25 protein-coding genes, 1 other RNA gene and 1 pseudogene are annotated in these 22,489 nt (G+C 63.0%); 18 read left to right on the top strand and 9 right to left on the bottom strand.

Annotated features, from left to right (window positions below; translation table 11 throughout):
* Window positions 1–9 precede the first annotated feature (9 nt).
* On the bottom strand, window positions 10–501 hold the full coding sequence (locus LSG43_RS09340; RefSeq protein WP_231803412.1) for an SspB family protein: 492 nt from the start codon (window positions 499–501) through the stop codon (window positions 10–12).
* A 102-nt stretch (window positions 502–603) separates the two neighbouring features.
* Window positions 604–957: a transfer-messenger RNA gene (ssrA, locus tag LSG43_RS09335) on the bottom strand.
* Window positions 958–1,097: 140 nt separating this feature from the next.
* Here ssrA and LSG43_RS09330 point away from each other — a divergent pair.
* From LSG43_RS09330 to LSG43_RS09295, 8 genes and pseudogenes are all read left to right on the top strand, one after another.
* Window positions 1,098–1,451 carry a VanZ family protein gene (locus LSG43_RS09330; protein WP_231803410.1) on the top strand — a complete coding sequence of 118 codons (354 nt, stop codon included), beginning with the start codon at window positions 1,098–1,100 and terminating at the stop codon, window positions 1,449–1,451.
* Between the two features lie 61 nt (window positions 1,452–1,512).
* Window positions 1,513–2,307: a thymidylate synthase gene (locus tag LSG43_RS09325; protein WP_231803408.1), complete on the top strand. Its 795-nt coding sequence runs from the start codon at window positions 1,513–1,515 to the stop codon at window positions 2,305–2,307.
* Window positions 2,304–3,302, top strand: a complete 999-nt coding sequence (locus LSG43_RS09320; protein ID WP_231803406.1) for a DUF4424 domain-containing protein — start codon at window positions 2,304–2,306, stop codon at window positions 3,300–3,302. The genes LSG43_RS09325 and LSG43_RS09320 overlap by 4 nt, the downstream gene beginning before the upstream one ends.
* 31 nt (window positions 3,303–3,333) lie before the next feature.
* The gene (locus LSG43_RS09315; protein ID WP_231803404.1) at window positions 3,334–3,813 is read left to right on the top strand and encodes a GNAT family N-acetyltransferase; all 480 of its coding nucleotides are present in this window, start codon (window positions 3,334–3,336) and stop codon (window positions 3,811–3,813) included.
* Window positions 3,810–4,331, top strand: coding sequence for a dihydrofolate reductase (locus LSG43_RS09310; RefSeq protein ID WP_231803402.1), 522 nt, complete (start codon window positions 3,810–3,812; stop codon window positions 4,329–4,331). Before LSG43_RS09315 ends, LSG43_RS09310 begins: the two co-directional genes overlap by 4 nt.
* Window positions 4,332–4,474: 143 nt before the next feature.
* The gene (gene hflK / locus LSG43_RS09305; protein WP_231803400.1) at window positions 4,475–5,599 is read left to right on the top strand and encodes an FtsH protease activity modulator HflK; all 1,125 of its coding nucleotides are present in this window, start codon (window positions 4,475–4,477) and stop codon (window positions 5,597–5,599) included.
* A pseudogene (gene hflC / locus LSG43_RS09300) lies at window positions 5,596–6,531 on the top strand (protease modulator HflC); the annotation flags it as partial. The gene hflK and the pseudogene hflC, both read left to right, overlap by 4 nt.
* A 260-nt stretch (window positions 6,532–6,791) precedes the next feature.
* A complete protein-coding gene (locus tag LSG43_RS09295) occupies window positions 6,792–6,977 on the top strand; it encodes a DUF2065 domain-containing protein (RefSeq protein WP_231803395.1) in 186 nt (61 codons plus the stop codon).
* A gap of 40 nt (window positions 6,978–7,017) precedes the next feature.
* On the opposite strand, the gene LSG43_RS09290 is transcribed toward LSG43_RS09295, so the two are convergent.
* Together LSG43_RS09290 and serB are read right to left on the bottom strand one after the other, a co-directional pair.
* On the bottom strand, window positions 7,018–7,566 hold the full coding sequence (locus LSG43_RS09290) for a GNAT family N-acetyltransferase (protein ID WP_231803393.1): 549 nt from the start codon (window positions 7,564–7,566) through the stop codon (window positions 7,018–7,020).
* The gene (serB, locus tag LSG43_RS09285) at window positions 7,563–8,438 is read right to left on the bottom strand and encodes a phosphoserine phosphatase SerB (RefSeq protein ID WP_231803391.1); all 876 of its coding nucleotides are present in this window, start codon (window positions 8,436–8,438) and stop codon (window positions 7,563–7,565) included. The genes LSG43_RS09290 and serB overlap by 4 nt, the downstream gene beginning before the upstream one ends.
* Window positions 8,439–8,447: 9 nt before the next feature.
* Between serB and miaA the strand changes: the two genes are divergently transcribed.
* A complete protein-coding gene (miaA, locus tag LSG43_RS09280; RefSeq protein ID WP_231804642.1) occupies window positions 8,448–9,347 on the top strand; it encodes a tRNA (adenosine(37)-N6)-dimethylallyltransferase MiaA in 900 nt (299 codons plus the stop codon).
* Here the strand turns inward: miaA and LSG43_RS09275 are convergent.
* Entirely contained in the window at window positions 9,334–10,281 is a 948-nt protein-coding gene (locus LSG43_RS09275; RefSeq protein ID WP_231803390.1) for a calcium/sodium antiporter, read from the bottom strand. The genes miaA and LSG43_RS09275 overlap by 14 nt on opposite strands.
* A 12-nt stretch (window positions 10,282–10,293) precedes the next feature.
* Entirely contained in the window at window positions 10,294–10,776 is a 483-nt protein-coding gene (locus LSG43_RS09270; protein ID WP_231803389.1) for a YbaK/EbsC family protein, read from the bottom strand.
* 120 nt (window positions 10,777–10,896) lie between these two features.
* On the opposite strand from LSG43_RS09270, the gene pncA reads away from it, so the two are divergent.
* Together pncA and pncB are read left to right on the top strand one after the other, a co-directional pair.
* Window positions 10,897–11,496 carry a bifunctional nicotinamidase/pyrazinamidase gene (gene pncA / locus LSG43_RS09265; protein ID WP_231803388.1) on the top strand — a complete coding sequence of 200 codons (600 nt, stop codon included), beginning with the start codon at window positions 10,897–10,899 and terminating at the stop codon, window positions 11,494–11,496.
* The gene (gene pncB, locus LSG43_RS09260) at window positions 11,493–12,806 is read left to right on the top strand and encodes a nicotinate phosphoribosyltransferase (protein ID WP_231803387.1); all 1,314 of its coding nucleotides are present in this window, start codon (window positions 11,493–11,495) and stop codon (window positions 12,804–12,806) included. The genes pncA and pncB overlap by 4 nt, the downstream gene beginning before the upstream one ends.
* Before the next feature lie 20 nt (window positions 12,807–12,826).
* Here pncB and LSG43_RS09255 read toward each other — a convergent pair whose 3' ends face one another.
* Entirely contained in the window at window positions 12,827–14,227 is a 1,401-nt protein-coding gene (locus LSG43_RS09255; RefSeq protein WP_231803386.1) for an MATE family efflux transporter, read from the bottom strand.
* Between the two features lie 291 nt (window positions 14,228–14,518).
* Here LSG43_RS09255 and LSG43_RS09250 point away from each other — a divergent pair, with 291 nt between their 5' ends.
* The 4 genes from LSG43_RS09250 to LSG43_RS09235 all read left to right on the top strand — a co-directional run bounded on the left by LSG43_RS09250 (window position 14,519) and on the right by LSG43_RS09235 (window position 18,367).
* On the top strand, window positions 14,519–14,794 hold the full coding sequence (locus LSG43_RS09250) for a YMGG-like glycine zipper-containing protein (RefSeq protein ID WP_231803384.1): 276 nt from the start codon (window positions 14,519–14,521) through the stop codon (window positions 14,792–14,794).
* Window positions 14,795–15,094: 300 nt separating this feature from the next.
* Window positions 15,095–16,855: an acetolactate synthase 3 large subunit gene (locus LSG43_RS09245; RefSeq protein ID WP_231803382.1), complete on the top strand. Its 1,761-nt coding sequence runs from the start codon at window positions 15,095–15,097 to the stop codon at window positions 16,853–16,855.
* A 108-nt stretch (window positions 16,856–16,963) separates the two neighbouring features.
* The gene (gene ilvN / locus LSG43_RS09240; RefSeq protein WP_231803380.1) at window positions 16,964–17,518 is read left to right on the top strand and encodes an acetolactate synthase small subunit; all 555 of its coding nucleotides are present in this window, start codon (window positions 16,964–16,966) and stop codon (window positions 17,516–17,518) included.
* 99 nt (window positions 17,519–17,617) lie between these two features.
* Window positions 17,618–18,367, top strand: coding sequence for a pyridoxine 5'-phosphate synthase (locus LSG43_RS09235; protein WP_231803378.1), 750 nt, complete (start codon window positions 17,618–17,620; stop codon window positions 18,365–18,367).
* Here LSG43_RS09235 and LSG43_RS09230 read toward each other — a convergent pair.
* Window positions 18,364–19,014, bottom strand: a complete 651-nt coding sequence (locus LSG43_RS09230) for a TetR/AcrR family transcriptional regulator (RefSeq protein ID WP_231803376.1) — start codon at window positions 19,012–19,014, stop codon at window positions 18,364–18,366. The genes LSG43_RS09235 and LSG43_RS09230 overlap by 4 nt on opposite strands.
* A gap of 179 nt (window positions 19,015–19,193) precedes the next feature.
* Between LSG43_RS09230 and LSG43_RS09225 the strand changes: the two genes are divergently transcribed.
* The 3 genes from LSG43_RS09225 (at window position 19,194) to LSG43_RS09215 (ending at window position 21,915) form a co-directional block, all read left to right on the top strand.
* Window positions 19,194–20,393 (top strand): multidrug effflux MFS transporter, encoded by a 1,200-nt coding sequence (locus LSG43_RS09225; RefSeq protein WP_231803374.1) that lies wholly within the window; start codon window positions 19,194–19,196, stop codon window positions 20,391–20,393.
* A 302-nt stretch (window positions 20,394–20,695) separates the two neighbouring features.
* The gene (locus LSG43_RS09220; protein ID WP_231803372.1) at window positions 20,696–21,301 is read left to right on the top strand and encodes an NADPH-dependent FMN reductase; all 606 of its coding nucleotides are present in this window, start codon (window positions 20,696–20,698) and stop codon (window positions 21,299–21,301) included.
* A 92-nt stretch (window positions 21,302–21,393) separates the two neighbouring features.
* Window positions 21,394–21,915 (top strand): hypothetical protein, encoded by a 522-nt coding sequence (locus LSG43_RS09215; protein ID WP_231803370.1) that lies wholly within the window; start codon window positions 21,394–21,396, stop codon window positions 21,913–21,915.
* Here LSG43_RS09215 and LSG43_RS09210 read toward each other — a convergent pair.
* Complete coding sequence (locus LSG43_RS09210; protein ID WP_231803368.1) at window positions 21,912–22,241, bottom strand: hypothetical protein; 330 nt, start codon at window positions 22,239–22,241, stop codon at window positions 21,912–21,914. The genes LSG43_RS09215 and LSG43_RS09210 overlap by 4 nt on opposite strands.
* Window positions 22,242–22,489: the final 248 nt, after the last annotated feature.

Here is a 22,489-nt window from a genome sequence, read left to right as displayed (position 1 = left end):
CCTGCTGCCCTACTTTTTGCGGAAGGAGTCGAGGCTGACGACCTTTTCCTCGGTGTCGCCTTCGGGTTCCGCCGCGTCGGGCGTTTCGGCATCCACGATGCCGGCGTCGTCGGCCGCATCCTCGCTTGCGTCCGCTTCGCCGGCATTGGCGACCTCGAACTGGAGGCCGAACTGGACGGACGGGTCGAAGAAACCCTTGATGGCCGAGAAGGGGACAAACAGCATCTCGTTGATGCCGTCGAAAGACAGGCCGACCTCGAAACCGGTGTCGGTGACTTTCAGGTCCCAGAACTGGTTCTGGAGGACGATGGTCATTTCCTTGTCGTATTGCTCGAGCAGCCGCTGGGAGATGCGCACGCCGGGTGCGCGGGTAACGAAGGAAATGAAGAAGTGGTGCTCGCCGGGGAGCCCGGTGCGGGAGACCTCGGTCAAGACTTTCCGCACGACACCGCGCAGGGCCTCCTGGGCCAGAATGTCGTAGCGGATATGGTCTTCGGCCATGGTGAACTGGGCTCCCTGGTGCTTGCCGTCCGCGCTTTGGCGCGGAGAATCTGTCGGCTCCCATACAGACCCAAAAGCGGCAAAAAATTCAAGCAAAAGGAAAATGCAGGCTTCTGTTGCCAGGTGCCTGCGGACCCCGCCTACACCTTGCTAGAGGTGCAGGGCTTTTATTCGAAGCTGTCGCGCCGCATTACGCAGCGAGACGGGCCTCAGCATAGTTGTCGTTGGCAACTATAAGTTCGGTCCGATAACGGCGGTACCATGCCGAGCGAAAGCAACATCCTTTACGCCCTCGTCGATCCTGTTTCGCCCCCATAAGTGCCCTATAGAAAAGGGTAATGGTGGAGGCGCCGGGTACTGCCCCCGGGTCCGATGGGTTTATTACGATGGCCATTTATCGCCATAGCCGTTGCCGGCAGGTCCAATATAGGCGGGCCGAAAGGGGATGGAAAGGGGGGCGCGGGTTTTTGAATTCCGCGCAGCGGTCATGCGTGCGCCAAAAGCTTCCCGTCCTTGCGACCGAAATCCGCCACCGCGGCGGGGAATATCGCGGATGATGCCTTTCCCATAGGCCCTGAAGGCCATATGACAACATTATGACAGGGTCCCGCTTCGCCAAAGTTCTCGCCTGGACGGTTCTTGCCGCCTTTCTATTGCTTACGCTCGGTCCGGTAGGCTGGCGGCCCCATATCCACGGGTACGCCAACCTTGAGCGGTTCATGGGATTCGCGGTCGCAGCGTTCGTATTTGTCCTCGCTTACCCCAGGCGGATCGTGCTGATTTTAACAGGCCTTGCGGCGATTATTGTCGGGCTCGAGGCTTTGCAATTGCTGCGGCCCGACCGGCATGGCGCCGTGATGGACGTGGTTTACAAATTTGCCGGCATGACGCTGGGCGTCGCGTCGGGCTGGGTTGCGGTGCGGCTTTCGGGCCTCAGGCGCAGCGGGTAAATCTGGCGGCCGGCCACCGAAGTTCGGTTGCGGGGATGCAGAATCGGGTATCGTTCGGCGCATGAAACAATATCTCGACCTTTTGCGGCATGTGATGGAGACCGGCGTCGACAAGGCGGACCGGACGGGCACGGGAACGCGTTCAGTGTTCGGGTATCAGATGCGGTTCGACCTTGATGAGGGCTTTCCGCTTCTGACGACCAAGAAGCTGCATATCCGCTCGATCATCTATGAGCTTTTGTGGTTCCTGCGCGGGGAGACCAATGTACGCTGGCTGCAGGAGCGCAAGGTCAAGATCTGGGACGAGTGGGCCGACGAGCACGGCGATCTCGGGCCGGTTTACGGCAGCCAGTGGCGAAGCTGGCCGACGCCCGATGGCGGGCATATCGACCAGATCGCCGGGGTTGTCGAACAGATCAGGACCAAGCCGGACTCGCGGCGCCACATCGTTACGGCCTGGAACCCGGCCGAGATCGAGGACATGGCGCTGCCGCCGTGCCACTGCCTGTTCCAGTTCTATGTGGCGAACGGCAAGCTCTCGTGTCAGCTCTACCAGCGCTCGGCGGATATCTTCCTGGGCGTGCCGTTCAACATCGCCTCCTACGCGCTTTTGACGCATATGATTGCGGAGGTGACCGGGCTCGGTGTGGGGGAATTCGTCCACACGCTCGGGGATGCGCATATCTATTCCAACCATTTCGACCAGACCCGCGAGCAGCTTTCGCGCGCGCCGCGGCCTTTGCCGAAACTTGCCATCAGGACAAAGCGCGACTCCATCTTCGATTTCGCGTTCGAGGATTTCGAGATTATCGACTATGATCCGCACCCGCACATCAAGGCGGAGGTTTCGGTGTGAGAGGGATAGCCGGTTTTGCGGTTATGGCCGGGCTGGCTGGCGCCGCGCTCGGGAACGATACGGCGGCGACGCTCGGGGCCGGGGGGCTGGCCTTTGCGCAGAACGACAACATCGCCATGGTCAGCGAGGACCTTTATCTCTCGCTCGATGAAGTGCGGGTGACCTACAAATTTGAGAACCTCACGGCCGAGGACCAGGAGGTGCTCGTCGCGTTTCCGATGCCCGATATCACCGGCGAATTCGAGGGCATGGTCGGATACCCGTCGGACAATCCCGAAAATGTCTTCGAATTCTCAACCACGTTCGAGTGCCGGCCGGTCGATGCCGAACTGCACCAGAGCGTCTTTGCCCTTGGGGTTGATCGGACCAAGGAACTGGTCAAGCTCGGTGTGCCGCTCGCGCCGCATGTCAGCGCTGCCGAGAACGCGATCAACGCGCTGTCCGCTGCCGAACAGGACCATCTCGTGGCGCTGGGATTGATATCGGATCCAGGGTTTGGCGGCGACGCGCCCTACTATTTTCCCGCCTGGACGCTCAAATCGGCCTATACGTGGACGGCTGTGTTTCCGGCCGGCGAGACCGTGACGGTCGAACACCGCTATACGCCAGGGACAGGCGGGACGGCGGCGGTTTCATTCCTTTACGACGATGGCGGGCAGACGCTGGCCGATTACGAGCGGCGCTATTGTCTCGATCCGCCGGTGATCGACGCGGTGCGGCGCAATATGGTGTCGCCCGAGGAGCCGTGGTCGGCGCCCTATACCGAGGCCTGGCTCGAATACGTGCTTTCCACTGGCCGCAACTGGGCCGGGCCGATCGGGACGTTTCGCCTGATCGTCGACAAGGGACGCCCGGAAAATCTCGTCTCGTTCTGCGGCGAGGGGATAGAGAAGACCGGTCCGACGACGTTCGAGGTCGTTTATGAGGACTTTTATCCCTGGGAGGATATCGAGATCCTGTTCCTGGTGCGGTACGAGTTGAACCAGGGCGCTTAAGGCGTTCCAGAATAAGAGTTTAAGAGGACCGATGTCCCTGACGATCAGACGCGCCGGAAAAGACGATGCGGCGCTTGTGCTTGAGTTCATCGTTAAACTGGCCGACTTCGAGAAGCTCAATGACGAAGTGAGCGCGACCGAGGGCGATATCGTCAATTCGCTGTTTTGCGACGAGCCGCGGGTGTTTTGCGAGATCGCCGAGCTCGAAGGCCGGCCCGTCGGGTTCGCGCTGTGGTTTTACACATTTTCGACGTTCCAGGGCCGGCACGGGATCTGGCTCGAGGATCTTTACGTCGAGCCGCATGCACGCGGGAACGGGATCGGCAAGGCGCTGCTCGTCAATCTCGCCAAGCGCTGCAAGGACGAGGGGCTGGGGCGGCTGAGCTGGTGGGTGCTCAACTGGAACGAGAGCGCCATCGATTTTTACCGCGCGCAGGGGGCCGTGCTGCATGACGAGTGGACGACCTGCCGGGTGAGCGGGCCGGAACTCGAGGCGCTGGCGGGGCAATGAGCGGTATTCGCATCTCGATGATCGCGGCGGTCGCGGCCAATGGCGTTATCGGGTCCGATGGCGCGATGCCGTGGTATCTGCCGACCGATTTCAAGCATTACAAGGCCGTGACGATGGGCAAGCCGCTTGTCGTGGGACGCAAGACGTTCGAAAGCATCGGCAAGCCGCTGCCGGGGCGGACCAATATCGTGGTGACGCGCAGCAAGGATTTCGCGCCGGAGGGCGTTATTGTCGTCGGCACGCTCGAAGACGGCATTGCGCAGGCCAAAGCGATCGCGCAGCGCGACGGCATGGATGAGATCTTCATCAATGGCGGGGCCGAAATCTACCGTCAGGCGTTGCCGCTGGCGGACCGGCTGTATCTCACGCACGTCGCGCTTTCGCCCGAGGGCGATACGTTCTTTCCCGAGATCGCGGCGGGGGACTGGGATGTCGGGGTTTGCGAGGAGATTGTGGCGGGAGAACGGGATACCGCACCGTTTGTCGTCAAAATCTATGACCGCAAACCCCGTGCATGACCGCATTGCGGCGGTGAAAACCGCGCTAACCACTTTTGTGCGTTCACATTCCCGCCATCCGGTTTTCATTGATCGGGCGCATAGGGTTTCCTATATAGACCGGCACGCGCAAAAGACTTTCACGACAAACCGAAAGGGACGAAATGCCGTGGGAAGACAATAGGGGCGGCCTCAAGACCCGCAGTGGCGGGCCCTGGGGTCAGACGCCGGGCGGCGGTGGCGGTGGCGGCGGTGGGCCGCGCCGGCCAAGCGGCGGCAACAATACGCCAAACCTCGAAGACATCCTGGCGCGTGGACGTCAGCAGTTCGGGGGTGGTCTTCCCGGCGGACGCTGGGCCATCATCGGGGGTATCGCGGCGCTCATCATTTTCTGGGCGAGCCAGTCGATCTACACCGTGGCTCCGCAGGAGCTCGGCGTCGAGATGCTGTTCGGGGAGCCCAAGGACGAGTTCTCGACCCCGGGGCTGCATTTCCACTGGTGGCCGATTGAGCGGGTCGAACTGGTGAGCACGACGGAAAACCAGACCCGCGTCGGCAGCGGCGGTTCCTCGACGAGCGACGAGGGGCTGATGCTTTCGGGCGACCAGAACATCGTCAACATGAACTTCTCGATTCTCTGGCGCATTGCCGACCCGCGGCAGTACCTGTTCAATGTCCGTCAGCCGGACGAAATGGTACGGCAGGCCGCCGAAAGCGCGATGCGCGAGGTCGTCGGGCGCCGCACGGCGCAGGACGTCTTCCGCGACGATCGTGCCGGTATTGCCGTCGAGGTTCAGGAAATCACCCAGGGTATTCTCAACAGCTACGGCGTCGGGGTTACGATCTCGAACATTTCGATCGAGAACGTCGCGCCGCCGGCGGAGGTGGCCGACGCGTTCGACGAAGTCCAGCGCGCCCTGCAGGACGAGGACCGCTTCCAGGAAGAAGCCCGGCAATACGCCAATACGCTTCTGGGTAGCGCCCGCGGGCAGGCCGCATCCATTCGCGAAAGCGCCGCGGCGTATCGCGACCGGGTGATCAACGAGGCCCAGGGCCAGGCGGCGCGTTTCGTGGCGGTCTACAACGAATACCGCAATGCGCCGGAAGTCACGCGGCACCGCATCTTCCTCGAGACGATGGAAGAGGTGCTGGGGGGAACCAACAAACTCGTGGTCGAGGACGGCGTATCGGGAAGCGGGGTCCTGCCCTATCTGCCCCTGCCGGAGCTACGGTCAGGTGGCGGCAGTACCACCTCATCGACAACGACGACTGGAGGTGACCAGCTATGAACCGGCTTGTAATCGTCATTGTCGCCCTGGTCATCGCCGCCTATGTGCTGATCTCCTCGCTTTTCGTCGTCAACGAGCGCGAACAGGCCATCGTGACGCGGTTCGGCGAGATCACGCGGGAAATCCGCGACCCGGGGCTGTATTTCAAGATCCCGACCGATTTCGTCGAGCAGGTGCAGTATATCGACAAGCGCCTCTTGCGGTACGACCTCGAGCGCATCCGGCTGCAGGTGTCGGGCGGTCAGTTCTACATCGTGGACGCGTTCATCACCTACAGGATCGTTGACCCCATCGCGTTCCGTCAGTCGGTTCTGGGGTCCGAGCAGCTGGCAGAACAGCGTATCGCGACCCGTTTCGAAGCCGCGCTGCGTACCGTTTACGGTTTGCGCGAATTCGACGCCGCTCTTTCCGAGCAGCGGACGGAAATGATGCGTGAGGCGCGGGATCTGGTGGCCGCCGATATGGTGGAGCTGGGGATCGAAGTGGTCGACGTTCGTATTCTCGTCACCGATCTGACGCCGGAAGTCTCCGCCCAGACCTTCGAGCGCATGCAGGCGGAGCGTCTTGCGGAAGCGGCGCTTATCCGGGCACGCGGTCAGGAGCAGGCGCAGATCCTGCGGGCGATCGCCGACCGTCAGGCGGTGGAAATCGTTTCGGCAGCCAACCGCGATTCCGAAATCATCCGCGGTGAGGGCGATGCCGAGCGCAACCGCATCTTTGCCGAAGCGTTCGGGCAGGACCAGTCGTTCTTCGAGTTCTACCGCGCGATGGAAGCCTATCGCACGGCGCTCGGCGATGGTTCGACGACCATGCTGCTTTCGCCCAACTCGGCGTTCTTCAGCCAGTTCGGTTCGGGCGGTTCATTGCCCCAGCTGGGCGAGCCGACCGCCGGGCCGATCGATATCGGCGTTGAAGGGCCGACCGAAGAACCGGTCGAGACCCAGGATATCGAGGAGCTGCTCTCGACCGAAACGCTGGTCGACGATCAGGGCGGAGCCCCGGATGCCGACGCCCAGCAGGGGATCGAGGATCTCGAGCAATTGCTCGAGACCGAGAACCTCGGTGCCCAGCCCGAGGGGAGCGAGACCGCCCCGGTCGCGCCGGAAGCCGAGCCGGCACAGTAGGCCGCCTACAGCATTTGGGAAGGCGCGCCAGCCGGCGCGCCTTTTTTGCTTTCAGGGGATGAGACGATATGAGTGACCTGTTTGCCGCGCTCGCGCTGGCCATCGTCATCGAAGGGCTGCTCTATGCGGCGTTTCCCGACCAGATGAAGCGGATGATCACGCAGGTGCTCGACATTCCCTCGGGGCATCTGCGCTGGTACGCGCTGGCGATAGCCGCGGTAGGGCTGGTTTTTCTTGCATTCGTGCGGCTTTAGCCTACCACTGGATCTGCACGTCCACGGTCTCGAGCCGGTGTCAGCAGGGCCGGACTATCCTATACAGAGTATGGGGCTGCAGAACGTGGCCATCGGGGACGCTGGGGTGGATGAAGTCATCTTCGGGCGCGCGCGCCATCCCGATTTTTTCCATGACGCGTTGGGAAGGGTGGTTCACCTTGGCGGTGAACGCGACGATTTCGGGCGCCTCGAGCGTGTCCCAGCCGTAAGCGAGACAGGCTTTCGCACCTTCGGGGGCCAGGCCCTGGCCCCACAACCGGTGATGGAGGAGCCAGCCGATCTCGATCTCGGGGTGGGAGGGAATGGCCTTTTTCGTCGCGTCGGGAATGCGGCCAAGGCCGATGAGGCCGGCGATCTCGCCGGTTTCACGCAGCTCGGCGGCGAGGAAGTGGAAGCCGTTTTCGCGGTGCGCGGAGATCGTGCGGTCGAGGCTCCGCGCGGCGTCTTCGCGGGTGAGCGTGGAGGGGTAAAAGCGCCGGACGGTCGGGTCGCCCATGAGCGCGCTATAGGCGTCGAGATCGGTTTTGCGCCATGGGCGCAGGAGGAGCCGTTCGGTTTCCAGCCTCATCGTACGAAATCATCTTCGGCATAGCCCTGGAGGTAGAGGAGGGCCGTCAGATCGCCATGGTCGATACGCACTTCGGCCTGTTCGGCGACCGTGGGTTTGGCGTGTATGGCAACGCCGAGACCGGCGGCGTTGAGCATGTCGAGGTCATTGGCGCCATCGCCCACGGCCATGGTGAGGGCCGGGATGATGCCGCGGGCTTCCGCGAGCGCGGTGAGGGTCGCGCGCTTCACGTCCTTGTCGACGATGGGCTTTTCGACCGTGCCGGTGAGTTTGCCCTCGGCGTCGAATTCGAGGACGTTGGCGCGGAATTCATCGAAGCCGATGCGTTTGGCGAAGTATTCCGCAAAGAGCGTGAAGCCGCCCGATACAAGCGCGGTATGGGCGCCATAGGCGCGCATGGTCTGGATGAGCGCGCGCCCGCCCGGGGCAAGGGTGATGCGCTCGCGGCGGACCTCCTCGACGACCTTCTTTTCAAGGCCCTTCAAGAGCGCGACGCGGGTATCGAGCGCCTGGGCGAAATCGAGCTCGCCGCGCATGGCGCGGTCGGTGATCTCGGCGACCTGCGGCTTGATGCCGAGCGCATCGGCGAGTTCGTCTATGCATTCCTGCTCGATCATGGTGGAGTCCATGTCGGCGACCAGGAGCTTCTTGCGGCGATTGGCGCGCGGGACGAGGGCTGCGTCGATGGGAGCGTTGCCGATCACCTCGCGGGCCATCTGGGTGGGCCTGGCCGCACGCGGGGCGACGATTTCGCAGGCGACGCCTTGCGCAAGCCAGTTGATTTCGCCATGCGTTTCCTTATGCACCGCGTCGACGACTTCGGGCGTCAGGACCGGTTCGGCGGGATTGGCGATCAGGCACAGGACAGACATAAACCTACCATGGATGCTGGCAACTCTCGGCGAGCGGTTTTGATAGCGGGTCCGACCGCGAGCGGCAAGACGGCGCTCGCGATCGAGATGGCGCGCGCCTCGGGCGGCGTCGTTATCAACACCGATTCCATGCAGGTTTATGGCGTTCTCGACAGGCTCACAGCGCGTCCGAATGCTGCGGAACTGGCGGCCGCGCCGCATTTTCTGTTCGGGCACGTCGATCCGGGGGTGCGGTATTCGACCGGGGCGTGGCTGGCGGATGCGGAGAAAGTGATTCAAGAGGCTCACAAAGAGAATCGGGAGCCGATTTTCGTTGGCGGGACAGGGCTTTATTTCGATGCGCTGACAAACGGATTCGCCGAAGTTCCCCCCATCCCCGACAAAGAGATTCAAGCGGTTGAGAAACTGATTCAAGGCATGGATGGCGAAAAGCGGCGTGCTTTTTTGGGCGAATACGACCCGGAGCTGGCCGAGCGTCTGGTGGCTGCCGATCCGCAGCGTGTCGTTCGCGCGGTGTCGGTGAAACGCGCCACGGGGAGGACGCTGAGCGCGTTTCAGCGCGATACAGGCGGTGGGTTACTGGCGGGCTACGCGCTGGAAAGAATTGTGCTCATGCCCGAGCGGGCGGTATTGCGGCGGCGGATCGCGGAGCGGTTTGATGCGATGATGGAGGCGGGGGCGGTCGAGGAGGTCGAGGCGCTGCTCGCGCGCAATCTCGATCCGGGCCTGCCGGCAATGAAGGCGATCGGCGTGCGGGAGATCGGGGCGTACCTTGCCGGTGACGTGACGCGCGAGGCGGCGGTTGCGCAGGCGGTGACGGCGACGCGGCAATACGCCAAGCGGCAGTCGACCTGGTTCCGCAACCGGATGGGGGATTGGCAATTCGTCGATCCGTTCAGAGCGCGCTGAGGCCCAGCCAGCCGATATATCCGGCGTAGGCGAGGAGGAAGACCGCGCCCTCCCAGCGCTCGATGCGTCTGGCGGTATAGGCGAAGGCGATCAGCCCGACGGTGGCGGCGAGCATGATCCAGATGTCGAGCCTTATGATTTCCGCGGGCACCGGGATCGGCTGAACGAGCGCGGTGACGCCGAGGATGGCGAAGGTGTTGAAGATGTTCGAGCCAATGATGTTGCCGAGCGCGAGGTCCGTGTGCTTGCGGACGGCGGCGATGACTGAGGTCACGAGTTCGGGGAGGGAGGTGCCGACGGCGACGACCGTCAGCCCGATTACGGTTTCGGAAATGCCGAAGGCGGTGGCCAGCTCGATGGCGCTCGAAACGAGGAAGCGTGCGCCCAGGAGCGTCAGTCCCAGACCGACCGCGGCAAGGATGAGCGAAACGGCCACGCCGTTTCTGACGGCTGTGTGGGCGCTTTCTTCTTCCGCATCGCGCGCGATGTTGCTCTGGCGCTCTGCAAGATAGCTGCGGGTGATGTAGGCGGCGAGCATGGCTATCAGCACGATGCCGGCGATGCGCCCGAGCGCGCCGATCAGGACGATCGCGAGCGTGACGAGGGCAGAGAGGACAAGCACTCCGCCATCGCGGCGCAATACGCCCCGGTCCACCGCGACGGGATAGAGGACCGCGGCGACGCCGAGGATCAGGAGGATGTTCGCGATGTTCGAGCCCACGACGTTGCCCATCGCGATGCCCGGCGCGCCATCGAGGGCGGCCTGAACCGAGGTCACCATTTCGGGCAGGGAGGTGCCGAAGCCCATGAGCGTCAAGCCGATCAGCAGCGGAGACATGCCGAGCCGGCGGGCGATGGCGACCGAGCCGCGCACGAAGCTTTCGCCCCCGGCGACAAGCAGAACGAGGCCAAGGATCAGGAACACATAGACCATGGATACGCCTTCCTAGGTGACGGTGATGCGCGTGGCGCCTGTTGCCGTCTCAAGCGCCTCGGGGGTGATTTCGAAGACCGATCGCGGATCCCCGGCCGCCGCCCACACAGTGGCATAATTGAACAGGTCCTCGTCGAGATAGACCGGCAGCGGTTGGGGGTGGCCGAAGGGCGAAACGCCGCCGATGGCAAAGCCGGTGGCCTTGCGCACGAGGTCAGCATCGGCACGGGCGAGCTTTTCGCCGATCAGGCGGCCGACACGTCTTTCGTGGACGCGGTTGGCGCCGGAGACGAGGACCATATAGGGCGTTCCGGTTTCCGCGCCGGCAAAAAGGAGCGATTTGACGATGCGGCCGAGCTCGACGCCCAGAGCGTCGGCAGCCATCTGGGCCGTGGTGGCGAGCTCGGTCAGCACGGTCACACGGCCCGGCAGGCCGTGGCGGGCGAGCGCTTCGGCGACACGCCGTTCGGAAGCGCGCAAGTCTGGCGTGGGCATTTGTGTCATGGATGCAAATGGATACAGCGACCGGGCGCGCGGTCAAGCGGAATGCAAATGGGGAGTTGACGAACTCGGCGAGGATTGCAGAAGTGGCACGCGAACCATGGGAGGCCCCCGATGAGCCAGAATGCACTCCTCGTCATCGACCTGCAAAACGACTTCTGCCCGGGCGGCGCGCTGGCCGTAGAGGGTGGCGACGAAATCGTGCCGGTCGTCAACGGGCTGATCGGTCAATACGATCATGTTGTGCTCACCCAGGACTGGCACCCCGCCGGGCATTCGAGCTTTGCCTCGAGCCACCCGGGCAAGGCGCCGTTCGAGGATATCGAGATGCCCTATGGCCCGCAGCGGCTCTGGCCGGATCATTGCGTGCAGGGCACGGTCGGGGCGGACTTCCATCCCGACCTCGATTGGACGAAAGCCGAACTGGTCATCCGCAAGGGATTCCGTTCGGCAATCGACAGCTATTCGGCGTTCTTCGAGAACGATCATACGACGCCGACCGGGCTTACCGGCTATCTGCGCGAGCGCGGGATTACCGAACTGACGCTTGTCGGGCTTGCGACCGATTTCTGCGTCGCTTTTTCCGCGCTCGATGCGGTCGGGCAGGGGTTCAAGGCCGAAGTGCTGCTGGATGGCTGCCGGGGGATCGATATCGAAGGATCGGTGGACGACATGCTGGGCCGGATGCGGGAAGCGGGAGTAGCGCTCAGGTGAGCTCGGTCAGCAGGACGGACATCGCGCGGCGGGTCTTCAACCACACTTTCAAGCTCGACCCGATCGTGCGGTCGCTGCTCGATACGGATTTTTACAAGCTCCTGATGCTGCAGATGATCTGGGGGCTCTACCGGGACGTCGATGCGACGTTCTCGCTCACCAACAGGACGACCCGCGTCAGGCTCGCCGAAGAGGTGGATATCGGGGAGTTGCGCGAACAGCTCGATCACGCGCGGACGCTCAGGTTCACCAAAAAGGAGATGATCTGGCTCGCGGGTAACTCGTTTTACGGCACCAAGCAGATCTTCACGCCCGATTTTCTCAGCTGGCTCGAGGGCTTCTCGCTGCCCGAATACGAGCTTTCCGCACGGGACGGGCAGTTCGAACTCCACTTCCACGGCAAATGGGTCGAAACCACGATGTGGGAGATCCCGGCGCTCGCGATCATCAACGAGTTGCGGTCGCGCAACGCGATGCGGGGGATGGGGCGATTTGCGCTCGACGTGCTCTACGCGCGCGCCAAGGCCAAGACGTGGGAGAAGGTCGAACGGCTCAAGAAGCTGCCCAATCTTAAGATTTCCGACTTCGGTACGCGCCGGAGGCACAGTTTTTTGTGGCAGCGCTGGTGCGTGGAGGCGCTGAAGGAAGGGCTCGGGGATGCGCTTTCGGGGACCTCGAACGTGCTGTTGGCGATGGACACCGACCTTGAGGCGCTGGGCACCAATGCGCATGAATTGCCCATGGTCGCCGCGGCGCTGGCCGAGAACGACGAAGCGCTGAAAAAGGCGCCCTACCGGGTGCTGCGGGACTGGCAGAGCTATTATGGCGGCAATCTTCTGATCGTCCTGCCCGACGCATTCGGGACGGCGTCGTTTCTCAAGAACGCACCCGACTGGGTGGCGGACTGGACGGGGTTCCGACCCGACAGCGCGCCCGCCATCGAGGGCGGGGAAAAGATCATCGATTTCTGGCAGGAAAAGGGGCGCGATCCGCGCGAGAAGCTTTTGATCTTTTCGGACGGTCTGGACGTCGATGCGATCGAGGAGGCCTATCACCATTTCCAGGGCCGGGTGCGCATGACGTTCGGCTGGGGCACCAACCTCACCAACGATTTCGCGGGCGTGGCGCCCAACTATACGCCGCAGCTCAAGCCGATCTCGATGGTGATCAAGGTTTCGAGCGCCAATGGCCGTCCGGCGGTCAAGCTGTCGGACAATCCCGCCAAGGCCGTCGGCGACGCGCGCGAGATTGCGCGGTACCTCAAGGTCTTCGGTGCCGAGGATATGGTCGAGCAGGACGTGCTGGTCTAGGCCTTGCTGTCCGGAAGACCCTATGCGGCGACCATATGCTCGCGGGCGAGAAGGCCGAGCCGTTCGCGCAGGGCGAACCGGGCCGTGAGGACGATAGCGACAAAACCGAGCCCTGCTGCCAGACCTGTCCACACGCCGACGCCGCCGAGGCGGTCTGCGCTGCCCAGCCAATAGGCGACCGGCATGCCCACGAGCCAATAGCCGACGAGCGCGACGATCATCGGGATCGTCGTGTCCGAAAGCCCACGCAGCGCGTGTGCGGCGACAACCTGCGCGCCGTCGACGATCTGGAAGAGGCCGGCCATTGCCAGGAACGTGCCTGCCAGGGCCAGCGCGTTGGCATTGTTCGGATCAGTGGGGTCGAGGAAGAAGCGCACGAAAAATCCGGGCACGGTGAGAAAGAGCGCGCAGGAAACGCACATGAAGCCCACCCCGATCATGAGCGAAGTCCAGCCAGCCCTGCCAACGGCTTCATCGCTGCCCGCGCCATAGGCGAGCCCGACGCGGACGGTCGAGGCCATGCCGACGCCCAGCGGCACCATGAAGGCAAAGGATGCGCACTGGAGCGCGACGGCGTGCGCTGCGAGCGCATCGGTGCCCAGCCAACCCACGAATATGGCCGCGACGCCGAACATGCCGACTTCGGCCATGATGGTCAGCCCGATCGGCGTGCCGATCCGGAAAATCTCGATAAAACGCGGCCAGTCGGGCTTCCAGAAGCGCACAAGGATATAGAAGCGCCGGTAGCGCCGATGGAGGAGCGCGTAGGCGAGCAGCAGGACGAACATTACCGTGTTGGTCACAACCGTGGTGATCGCCGCGCCCTGCAGTTCGAGGCGCGGGAACCCGAAATTGCCGAACATCAGCGCATAGTTGCCGATGGCGTTGACGACGACGCCGGCAATGGTCGTATAGAGGATGACCTGGGTCGAGCCGAGCGCCGAAAGAAACGAGCGCAGGACGAAAATCCCGAGACCGGGGAAGAGCACGAAGACGGCGATCTGCATGTAGAGGCCGGCGAGCGCGGCGAGGTCCGGGGCCTGGCCGGTCATAAGGAGGATCGCTTCGATCTGCCAGATGAGCGGCAGCAGAATGACGGCGACGACGATGGCGGCCCAGAAGCCCTGGCGCACCGAGCGGCGGACGTTCTTGATCTTGCGCGCGCCGATGGCCTGCGCGGCGAGCGGTGCAACGGCGGACACAATGCCACCGCCCAAAAGCAGGAAGGGCATGAAGAAGGCCGTCGCCAGCGTGCCGCCGGCGAGGAATTCCGGTCCGAGCCAGCCCATCATGATGACGTCGGTGGTGAACAGCGCGTTCTGGGCCACCTGCGCCACGACGAGCGGCCAGGCGAGCAGGAATGTCGCGCGGAATTCTTCGAACCAGCTCTGCGCTGGGCGGTCGGTCAATGCATGTGACATGGGATGGCCTCTCCGAGCCCGGCCCCGGTATTGCCGGGGAGCCGATCTGAATACACGCGAATCGCGCTCGTGTCAGGCCCGGGCGCTGTTTTATTTCCCGCCGGCGGCCCGATTGCCGCCTAACTCTTGAGTATGACAATGAAATCGCGCAGAGTGAGCACATTACAGCGGCGTCGGAACCTCAGGACGAAAGGGGCGTTGACGTCGTAGCTCGCCAATGCGGAACAAAGGGCGGTTAGCTGCATTTACGGGGAGCGATTTCAAGACTTTGTCAAATGGAGGCTTTTTGACATGAAGAAAAAACTCACCATCGTCGGCGTTGCGCTGACCACGCTTATGGCCGTTACGGCCTGTACCACGACCGAAAAGACCGCGGCTGTCGGCGCCGGTGCCGGTGCAGTCATCGGCGGCGTTGCGACGAACTCGGTCGCGGGTGCTGCTGTCGGTGCAGCGGTCGGTGGCGTTGCCGGCGCTCTCGTCGGACAGGTCGCTGGCCAGCCCGAGCAGTGCTACTTCCGTGCTTCGGACGGCAGCCTCTACATCGACGACTGCCCCCCGGGCGTCTAAGCTACCGATCCGGACTTTCAAGGGCTCGTACCGGTGAAACGGGGCGGGCCCTTTTCCATGCGTTTTTTGGGGTTGACCCTTCGGGCCGCCCGGAATACCTATAGCGTCGTTTTTCGTATTTGACTGGAGCGTGTTCCCCAATGCGGGCAGGCAACATTCTCGTAGTAGGCAGGCGCATCGCAACATGAGGACCTAGGGTTCTCGTGCGATTTGCGGTGCGCAACACAGGGTCCCAAACGGGGCCTTTTTTATTATCTAAGCCCCGGCGACGACGGGATTGTATCAAGGGAGTGGCTCAAGATGGCCGAGCAGATAACCGGCGCGGAGATGGTGGTCCAGGCGCTGATCGATCAGGGTGTCGAACACATATTCGGGTACCCGGGCGGCGCGGTACTGCCGATCTACGACGCGATTTTCCAGCAGGAGAAACTCCAGCACGTTCTCGTCCGGCACGAGCAGGGTGCAACCCACATGGCCGAGGGCTATGCGCGTTCGACGGGGAAGTGCGGTGTGGTTCTGGTGACGTCGGGGCCCGGCGCGACCAACGCGGTGACCGGATTGACCGACGCGCTGCTCGATTCCATTCCGCTCGTTTGCATTTCAGGGCAGGTTCCCACTCCGCTCATCGGATCGGATGCATTCCAGGAGTGCGACACGGTCGGGATCACGCGCAACTGCACCAAGCACAACTACCTGGTCAAGGACATCAAGGACTTGCCGCGCATCCTGCACGAGGCGTTCTATATCGCGACCTCGGGGCGGCCGGGGCCTGTCGTCATCGACATTCCCAAGGATGTTCAGTTTGCGCTCGGGACGTATCACAAGCCCCAGGCCAAGATGAGCCATCCGACCTACAAGCCGCAGATCGAGGGCGATCTCGAGGCCATCCAGGTCGCCGTCGATCTGATGCTCAAGGCGGAGCGGCCCGTGTTCTACACCGGGGGCGGCATCGTCAATTCGGGACCCGAGGCCAGCCGCAATCTGCGCGAACTGGTCGAGCTGACGGGCTTTCCGATCACCTCGACGCTGATGGGGCTGGGGGCGTTTCCGGCCTCGGGCAGCCAGTGGCTCGGCATGCTGGGCATGCACGGGACCTACGAAGCCAATATGGCGATGCACGACTGCGATCTGATGATCTGTCTCGGCGCGCGGTTCGACGACCGGATTACGGGCCGGATCGATGCGTTCTCGCCGGGCAGCCGGAAGATTCACGTCGATATCGACGCGTCCTCGATCAACAAGAACATCCTTGTCGACATCCCCATTGTCGGAGACGTCAACGCGGTGATGGAAGAGATGATCCGCATATGGCGGACGAAGACCAACCAGCCGCGCACGGAGGCCATCGCGCCCTGGTGGACCGCGATCGACAAGTGGCGCGCGGTCAATTCGCTTGTCTTTACGAACTCCGATACGGTGATCAAGCCCCAGCACGCGATCCGGCGGCTCTACGAGGCAACCAAGGGGCGCGACGTCTACATCACGACCGAGGTCGGTCAGCACCAGATGTGGGCCGCCCAGCACTTCCACTTCGAGGAACCCAATCGCTGGATGACGTCGGGCGGGCTCGGGACCATGGGGTATGGGCTGCCTGCGGCGATCGGGGTGCAGGTGGCGCATCCGGATGCGCTCGTGATCGATATTGCGGGCGAAGCCAGCGTGCAGATGACGATGCAGGAGATGTCGACCGCGATGCAGTACGAACTGCCGGTCAAGATCTTCATCCTCAACAACGAATATATGGGCATGGTGCGCCAGTGGCAGGAATTGCTGCATGGCGGGCGGTATTCGCATTCGTATTCGGAATCGCTGCCCGATTTCGTCAAGCTTGCCGAGGCCTATGGCGGTGTCGGTATCCGCTGCGAGGACCCCGCGAAGCTCGACGACGCCATCGACGAGATGATCAACGTCAAAAAGCCGGTGATTTTCGATTGCCGGGTCTCCAAGGAAGAGAACTGCTTCCCGATGATCCCGTCGGGCAAGCCGCATAACGAGATGATCCTGCCCGATACGGCCAATATCGGATCGATCATCGATGAGAAAGGGAAGGTGCTCGTTTAAGGGCGTCGATATTCACCCGAGGGTGGCCTGAAAATGGCTTCAACCACCATTTCCGGCCCATCCTCGCGCGAATCTCAACACCCCTAAAGGCCGGTTAGGACAATGAACATGAACGCCAATCTTCTGCCGACGGGGTCGGCCTATTTTCTCGCCCCCCAAACCCAGGAAGCCGAGCGCCATACGCTGACGGTTCTCGTCGATAACGAGCCGGGCGTCCTCGCGCGGGTCGTGGGGCTGTTTTCCGCGCGCGGGTTCAATATCGATTCGCTCACTGTCAGCGAGACCGAGCACGACAAGCACCGCTCGCGCATTACCGTGGTGACGGTGGCGACGCCGAAGGTGCTCGCGCAGATCAAGCTGCAGCTCGAGCGGCTGGTGCCGGTGCACAAGGTGCACGACCTCACCGCCGAGGGGAACGCGATCGAGCGCGAACTGGCGCTCGTCAAGGTCGCGGGGACCGGCGAAAACCGGGTCGAGGCGTTGCGGCTTGCCGATGCGTTCCGGGCGCAGGTGATCGATGCGACGACGGAAAGCTTCGTTTTCGAAGTGACGGGGAAGACCTCGAAAATCGAGCAGTTCATTACGCTCATGGCACCGCTCGGGCTCGTCGAGGTGGTGCGCACCGGTCTTGCGGCGATCACTCGCGGCGAAGAGGGAATGTAGTGGGCTGAAAGTTGCGGTTTGCCCGCGGCTTAATTCGCGATAGATGAAGGGCCGCGCGCGTGTTTCGCGCGGTCCTTTTTCATCCAAGGCCTCTCCGCAATGACCAAGCTTTCCGTCAATCTCAACGCCGTCGCCCAGCTGCGCAACCGCAGGGATCTGCCCTGGCCGAGCGTTACGGGGATGGCGCGGATCGTGATCGAAGCCGGGGCCGAGGGGGTGACCGTGCATCCGCGGCCCGACGAGCGGCATGTCCGGCGCAGCGACGTTTACGACCTCGCAAAGCTGCTCGCGGAGGAAGCGCCCGAGGTCGAGTTCAATATCGAGGGCTATCCGACGGAAGATTTTATCGCGCTGATCGAGGCGGTCGACCCCGAGCAGGTGACGCTCGTGCCCGACGATCCCGGCCAGGCGACGTCGGACCATGGTTGGGATTTCGTGGGGAAGGGCAATTTCCTCACCGATGTGGTCGGGCGGCTTAAGGGGGCCGGGCGGCGGGTGTCGCTTTTTTGTGATCCGGACGCGGGTGAGGTGGGCGTTGCTGCCGCCCGTGCGACGGGTGCGGACCGGGTGGAGCTTTACACCGGGCCCTACGGCGCGTGCCACGATGATCCGGCGCAGGCGGAGGTCGAACTCATGGTGCTCGCACAGACTGCGAAGGCGGCCCGGGCGGCCGGGCTCGGCGTCAATGCCGGGCACGATCTGACGCTGGCCAACCTGCCGGCATTCCAGGCCGCGGTGCCGGGGGTCGACGAGGTGTCCATCGGGCACGGGATCACGGCGGATGCGCTGATTTACGGGTTCGCCGATGCGGTGCGGCAGTATAAGGCGGCGCTCGGTGCGGCCGGTTAGCGCGGGGCGAAGGCGCGCAGGAAGGTTCTGACCGCGCTTTCGGCGTTGGCCTCGACCTCCGCCTGGCTCGGGCGCGTGCCGAACTGCATGTCGAAGCGGATGTCCGCACTGACCAGGGCCATGAACTGGCGCGCGGCAAGGGTCGGATCGTCGACCTCGAGATAACCCGCATGGGCAAGCTGGGCGAAGCGCGCGGCGATGGCGGGGTATTTGCGGCCGGGGCCGTATTGCCGCCAGGCGGCGAAGAGATCCGGATGGCGCTGGCCTTCCATGTTCGCAAGGCGCAGGAGCCACTTGCCGTGCTGGTCGCAGCACGACATTTCGAGGAGCCGTTTGGCGAAGGCCGTAAGCTCTTGTTCGAGATTTCGGGGTTCGGTGGGGAAGGTCTCGAGAATGGCGAAGAAGCGTGCGCTCGAATACTCGGTGAGCTGGGCCACGACGGCCTTGAAGAGCTTCTCCTTGTCGCCGATCTGATTGTAGATCGTCTGGCGCGAAACCCCGGCGGTGTTGGCGATCGCGTCTATCGAGGCGCCCGCATATCCCTCCTTGCAGAACGTTGCCGCCGCAGCGTCGAGAATGGCCGCGCGCTTGGAGCGCGGTTCGTCGGATGGCGCTTCGGGATGGGAGAGCATGTGCGGTGAATCCATTTTACCCAATGTAGTGCCCATTGACAGATTGGACAATAGTGTCCAAATTTGTGGACAGATGAGTCACCCCCCCGTTCTTCCTATTCAGCAGATGGGACTCATCGCAGCCACCATCAACTCCTGGCGCGTCGCCCTTGGTCATTTTCCGGGTTGCGCGTCCGCCCGGAAAGGTCCTCCCCGTGCGTACGAATTTCATTTTTCTGGCAATCGTTCTTGGATTGCTGACGGCAATCGGGCCGTTCGCGATCGATATGTATCTTCCAGCGCTGCCAACCATTGAAGAGAACCTTGCGACCGATACCGCAACGGCCCAGTTCAGCCTTTTGGCTTTCTTCATCGCCATGGCGCTCTCGCAGGTGGTCTACGGGCCGCTTGCCGACATGTACGGCCGCAAGGGGCCGATCTATCTCGGCCTCGCGCTCTACGGGCTGGGCAGTATCGGCTGCGCGCTGGCGCCCAGCGTCGAATGGCTGATCGCGGCGCGCGTGCTGCAGGGGCTCGGCGCGGCCTCGGGCATGGTGATCTCGCGGGCTGTGGTGCGTGATCTGCATACCGGGCCCGATGCAGCGCAACTGATGGGTCTATTGATGCTTGTCTTCAGCGTTTCGCCCATCCTCGCGCCGCTGGCGGGCAGCCTGATCCTGCTTGCGGGCGACTGGCGCACCATCTTCTGGGTCATGACCGCCGCCGCCGTCGCCGGTGCGGTGCTTCTGGCCTTCGGGCTCAAGGAAACGCGGCCGCGCGAAATCCGCACCGAAGGCAGCCTCGGGGCCGCGCTCAAGGGCTACCGGTATCTGATGGGGCAGCCGAAATATCTCGGCATCGTCTTCATCGGAGCCTTCGCCATGTCGAGCTTCATGGTCTATCTCGCCAATTCATCGTTCATTCTGATCGACTATTACGGGCTCAACCCGACGCTCTACAGCCTCGCCTTCTCGGTCAATGCAGTGGGGTTCATCGGGGTCTCCCAGTTCGCCGGCTTTGTCGGACGGCGGGTCGGGCTGCGCCGGGCCATGCGCACGGCGATGACGGCCAATGTGATCATCGTGCTCGCGCTTCTGGCGCTGACCCTTGCCGGCGTCGGGCAGCTCGAAGTCATGATCGTGATGCTGTTTGCCGGGTATGCGTGCCTCGGGCTCGTCGTGCCGAGCTCGGCGGTGCTCGCGCTCGAGGAATACGGCGAGATCGCGGGGATGGCATCGGCGCTCATGGGCACGCTGCAGTTCCTGACCGCGGCGGTGATGATGGGCATTATCGGGTTCTTCTTTAACGGAACGTCCACGCCGATGATCGCAGGCATTGCCGCGTGCTCGATCATTGCCTACGGGCTGGCGGTCGTCACCGTGCGCCGGCGCGAGCCGGTGCCTGCCGCCGAATAAGATACCCGATCGACCGACCGCTGCCGGGGGCGGCTCGCATGCGAGCCGCCCCCTTTTTGTGGTTCGGGATGGGCGATCACATTGTTTCTTTATTGCGAACGAATGGGCATTCGATCCGGTTCCGATGCGGGAAATATCCCTATATTGCAGTTGTTTGCACCCCATGTGGGGAAATCACATCGGGAATAGGAAGGCAAGATTGTGTGCTTTGGGCACACCAATGTGCCTACTTGAGTGGCGCCGATAAAGTTTCATATGCAGCGTTACTTACTATTCGTAACCAGGCATTAGGGAACTTCGAAATGTCCAAGCCAAAGATCGGTATCATCATCTCTTCCACGCGCGACACGCGCTTTGCCGACAAGCCGGCGCAGTGGATTCTCGACCTCGCGCAGCAGCGCGACGATCTCGATGCCGAACTCATCGACCTGCGCGACTATGACCTGCCGTTCTTCAACGAGGCCGCGTCGAACCTCTGGATGCCGAGCACTGACGAGCGTGCTGTCGCGTGGCAGAACAAGATTGCCGAATATGACGGCTTCATCTTCGTTGTCGCCGAGTACAACCGCTCGATCACCGGCGTTCTGAAGAACGCGATCGATCAGGCGTACAACGAGTGGAACCGCAAGCCTGCCGCCTATGTCGGCTATGGTGCGGTCGGCGCGGCACGCGCGATCGAGCACCTGCGGCTGATCAACGTCGAAACGCAGATGGCGCCGGTGCGCGCGGGCGTGCATATCGGCGGGTCCGATTTCTTCAAGGTGCATCCGCTGGGCGCCAACGGTCCGATCTCGGACATCGAAGCCGCCATCCTGCCCGGCGCCAAGGACATGCTCGACAATCTTGTCTGGTGGGCCAACGCGCTGAAGGTCGCCCGTGAGGACGAGGCGCGCGTCGCCGCCGAGTAATCAGGGCGCGGCCTCTATTTGGCCATTCTCGTGACACTGATTAATGGGGTCGCCATCCGGCGGCCCTTTCTTTTTGTGCAGGGGTGGCACTGATGTTCGAATGGATCGGCGAGGCGGGCAGTTTCGTCAAGGGCGCCGCCGTGGCTGCGCTCGGCGCGGTCGGTATCGGCGAGGAGCCGCCGGCCTACTATCCGCTCGACGGCATGCTGGCGGGGTTCGAGACGGCCTGCGCGATCTCGCCCGATCTCGAATCGCTCTGGGCATCGATGGCGCACGGGGAGACGCCTGTACTGCCGGCTGACGGGGCTGAGTATTTCGACGCGGCCGAAGTTCGCATCGCGGAGGACTACCGGGAGATCCGGCTGCCGGTACGGGGACTTTGGAAGGACTACGCGGTCAACGCGCTGACCGTGGTCGCCGGGAACGACAACGGCATCAGTTCGTTCAGCGTGCATTTCGCGCCCGGCCAGCCCGCACTCGCGGCGACGTTCGGGCCGCTGGCGGAGGCCTCGAGCGCGGCAATGGCGGCCGATCCTGACAACCTAGTCGCGTTCACGACCGATTTCGGAACGTTCAACGGGATCACGCAGTACTACTGCGATTTCTCGACCTAGCGCGGCATGTCGGGGCAGACGAAGGGCACCGGCGCGACCTCGAATTGCCGGATCCGGGGACCTTCGGCCAGATCGAGTTCGAGCGTCAATTGCGCCTCGTCGAGCGATACGATGGTGGCCGCGATCTCGGCGGTGTCTTCGTGCCAGACGATATGGTCCTCGTCGAGCATGCGCCAGGTCGAGAGCCTGTAGGTTTCCCAGCATGAATCGGAGATCAGCGTGCCGTCGCTCAAAAACAGCTGCATCGTGCCGGGCATGTCCGGGCGATCCGTCCGCACCCACACCTTTTCGGTCAACGAAACGCCGACCATCGGGGCGGAGGTCATACCTTCCTGCGCACAGACGGGGAGGGCAGAGGCAAGTACAAGGCAAAGAGTGGAAAGGGCGCGCATATAGAGGGTCCTTCGAACCGGCAGGGCGGTAGTGAAACGAGGCCTAGCCTAGCCGAAAAAGCGGCATAATTCCGGCTTGCATTTTGCCGAACCGTACCGTACGGTACGGTCTGCTTTCAGAGGCTGAGAGATCCTCCGGGGGTGCGCTCGTGCGCGCGGAAGGCGCACAGTGCGTTGCCGGT

The sequence above is a fragment of the Pelagibacterium xiamenense genome (genome assembly GCF_021166475.1).
Lineage (GTDB): Bacteria > Pseudomonadota > Alphaproteobacteria > Rhizobiales > Devosiaceae > Pelagibacterium > Pelagibacterium xiamenense.
The sequence above is the reverse complement of the archived record's forward strand: the minus strand, read 5'-3'. Positions and strand labels throughout refer to the sequence as shown.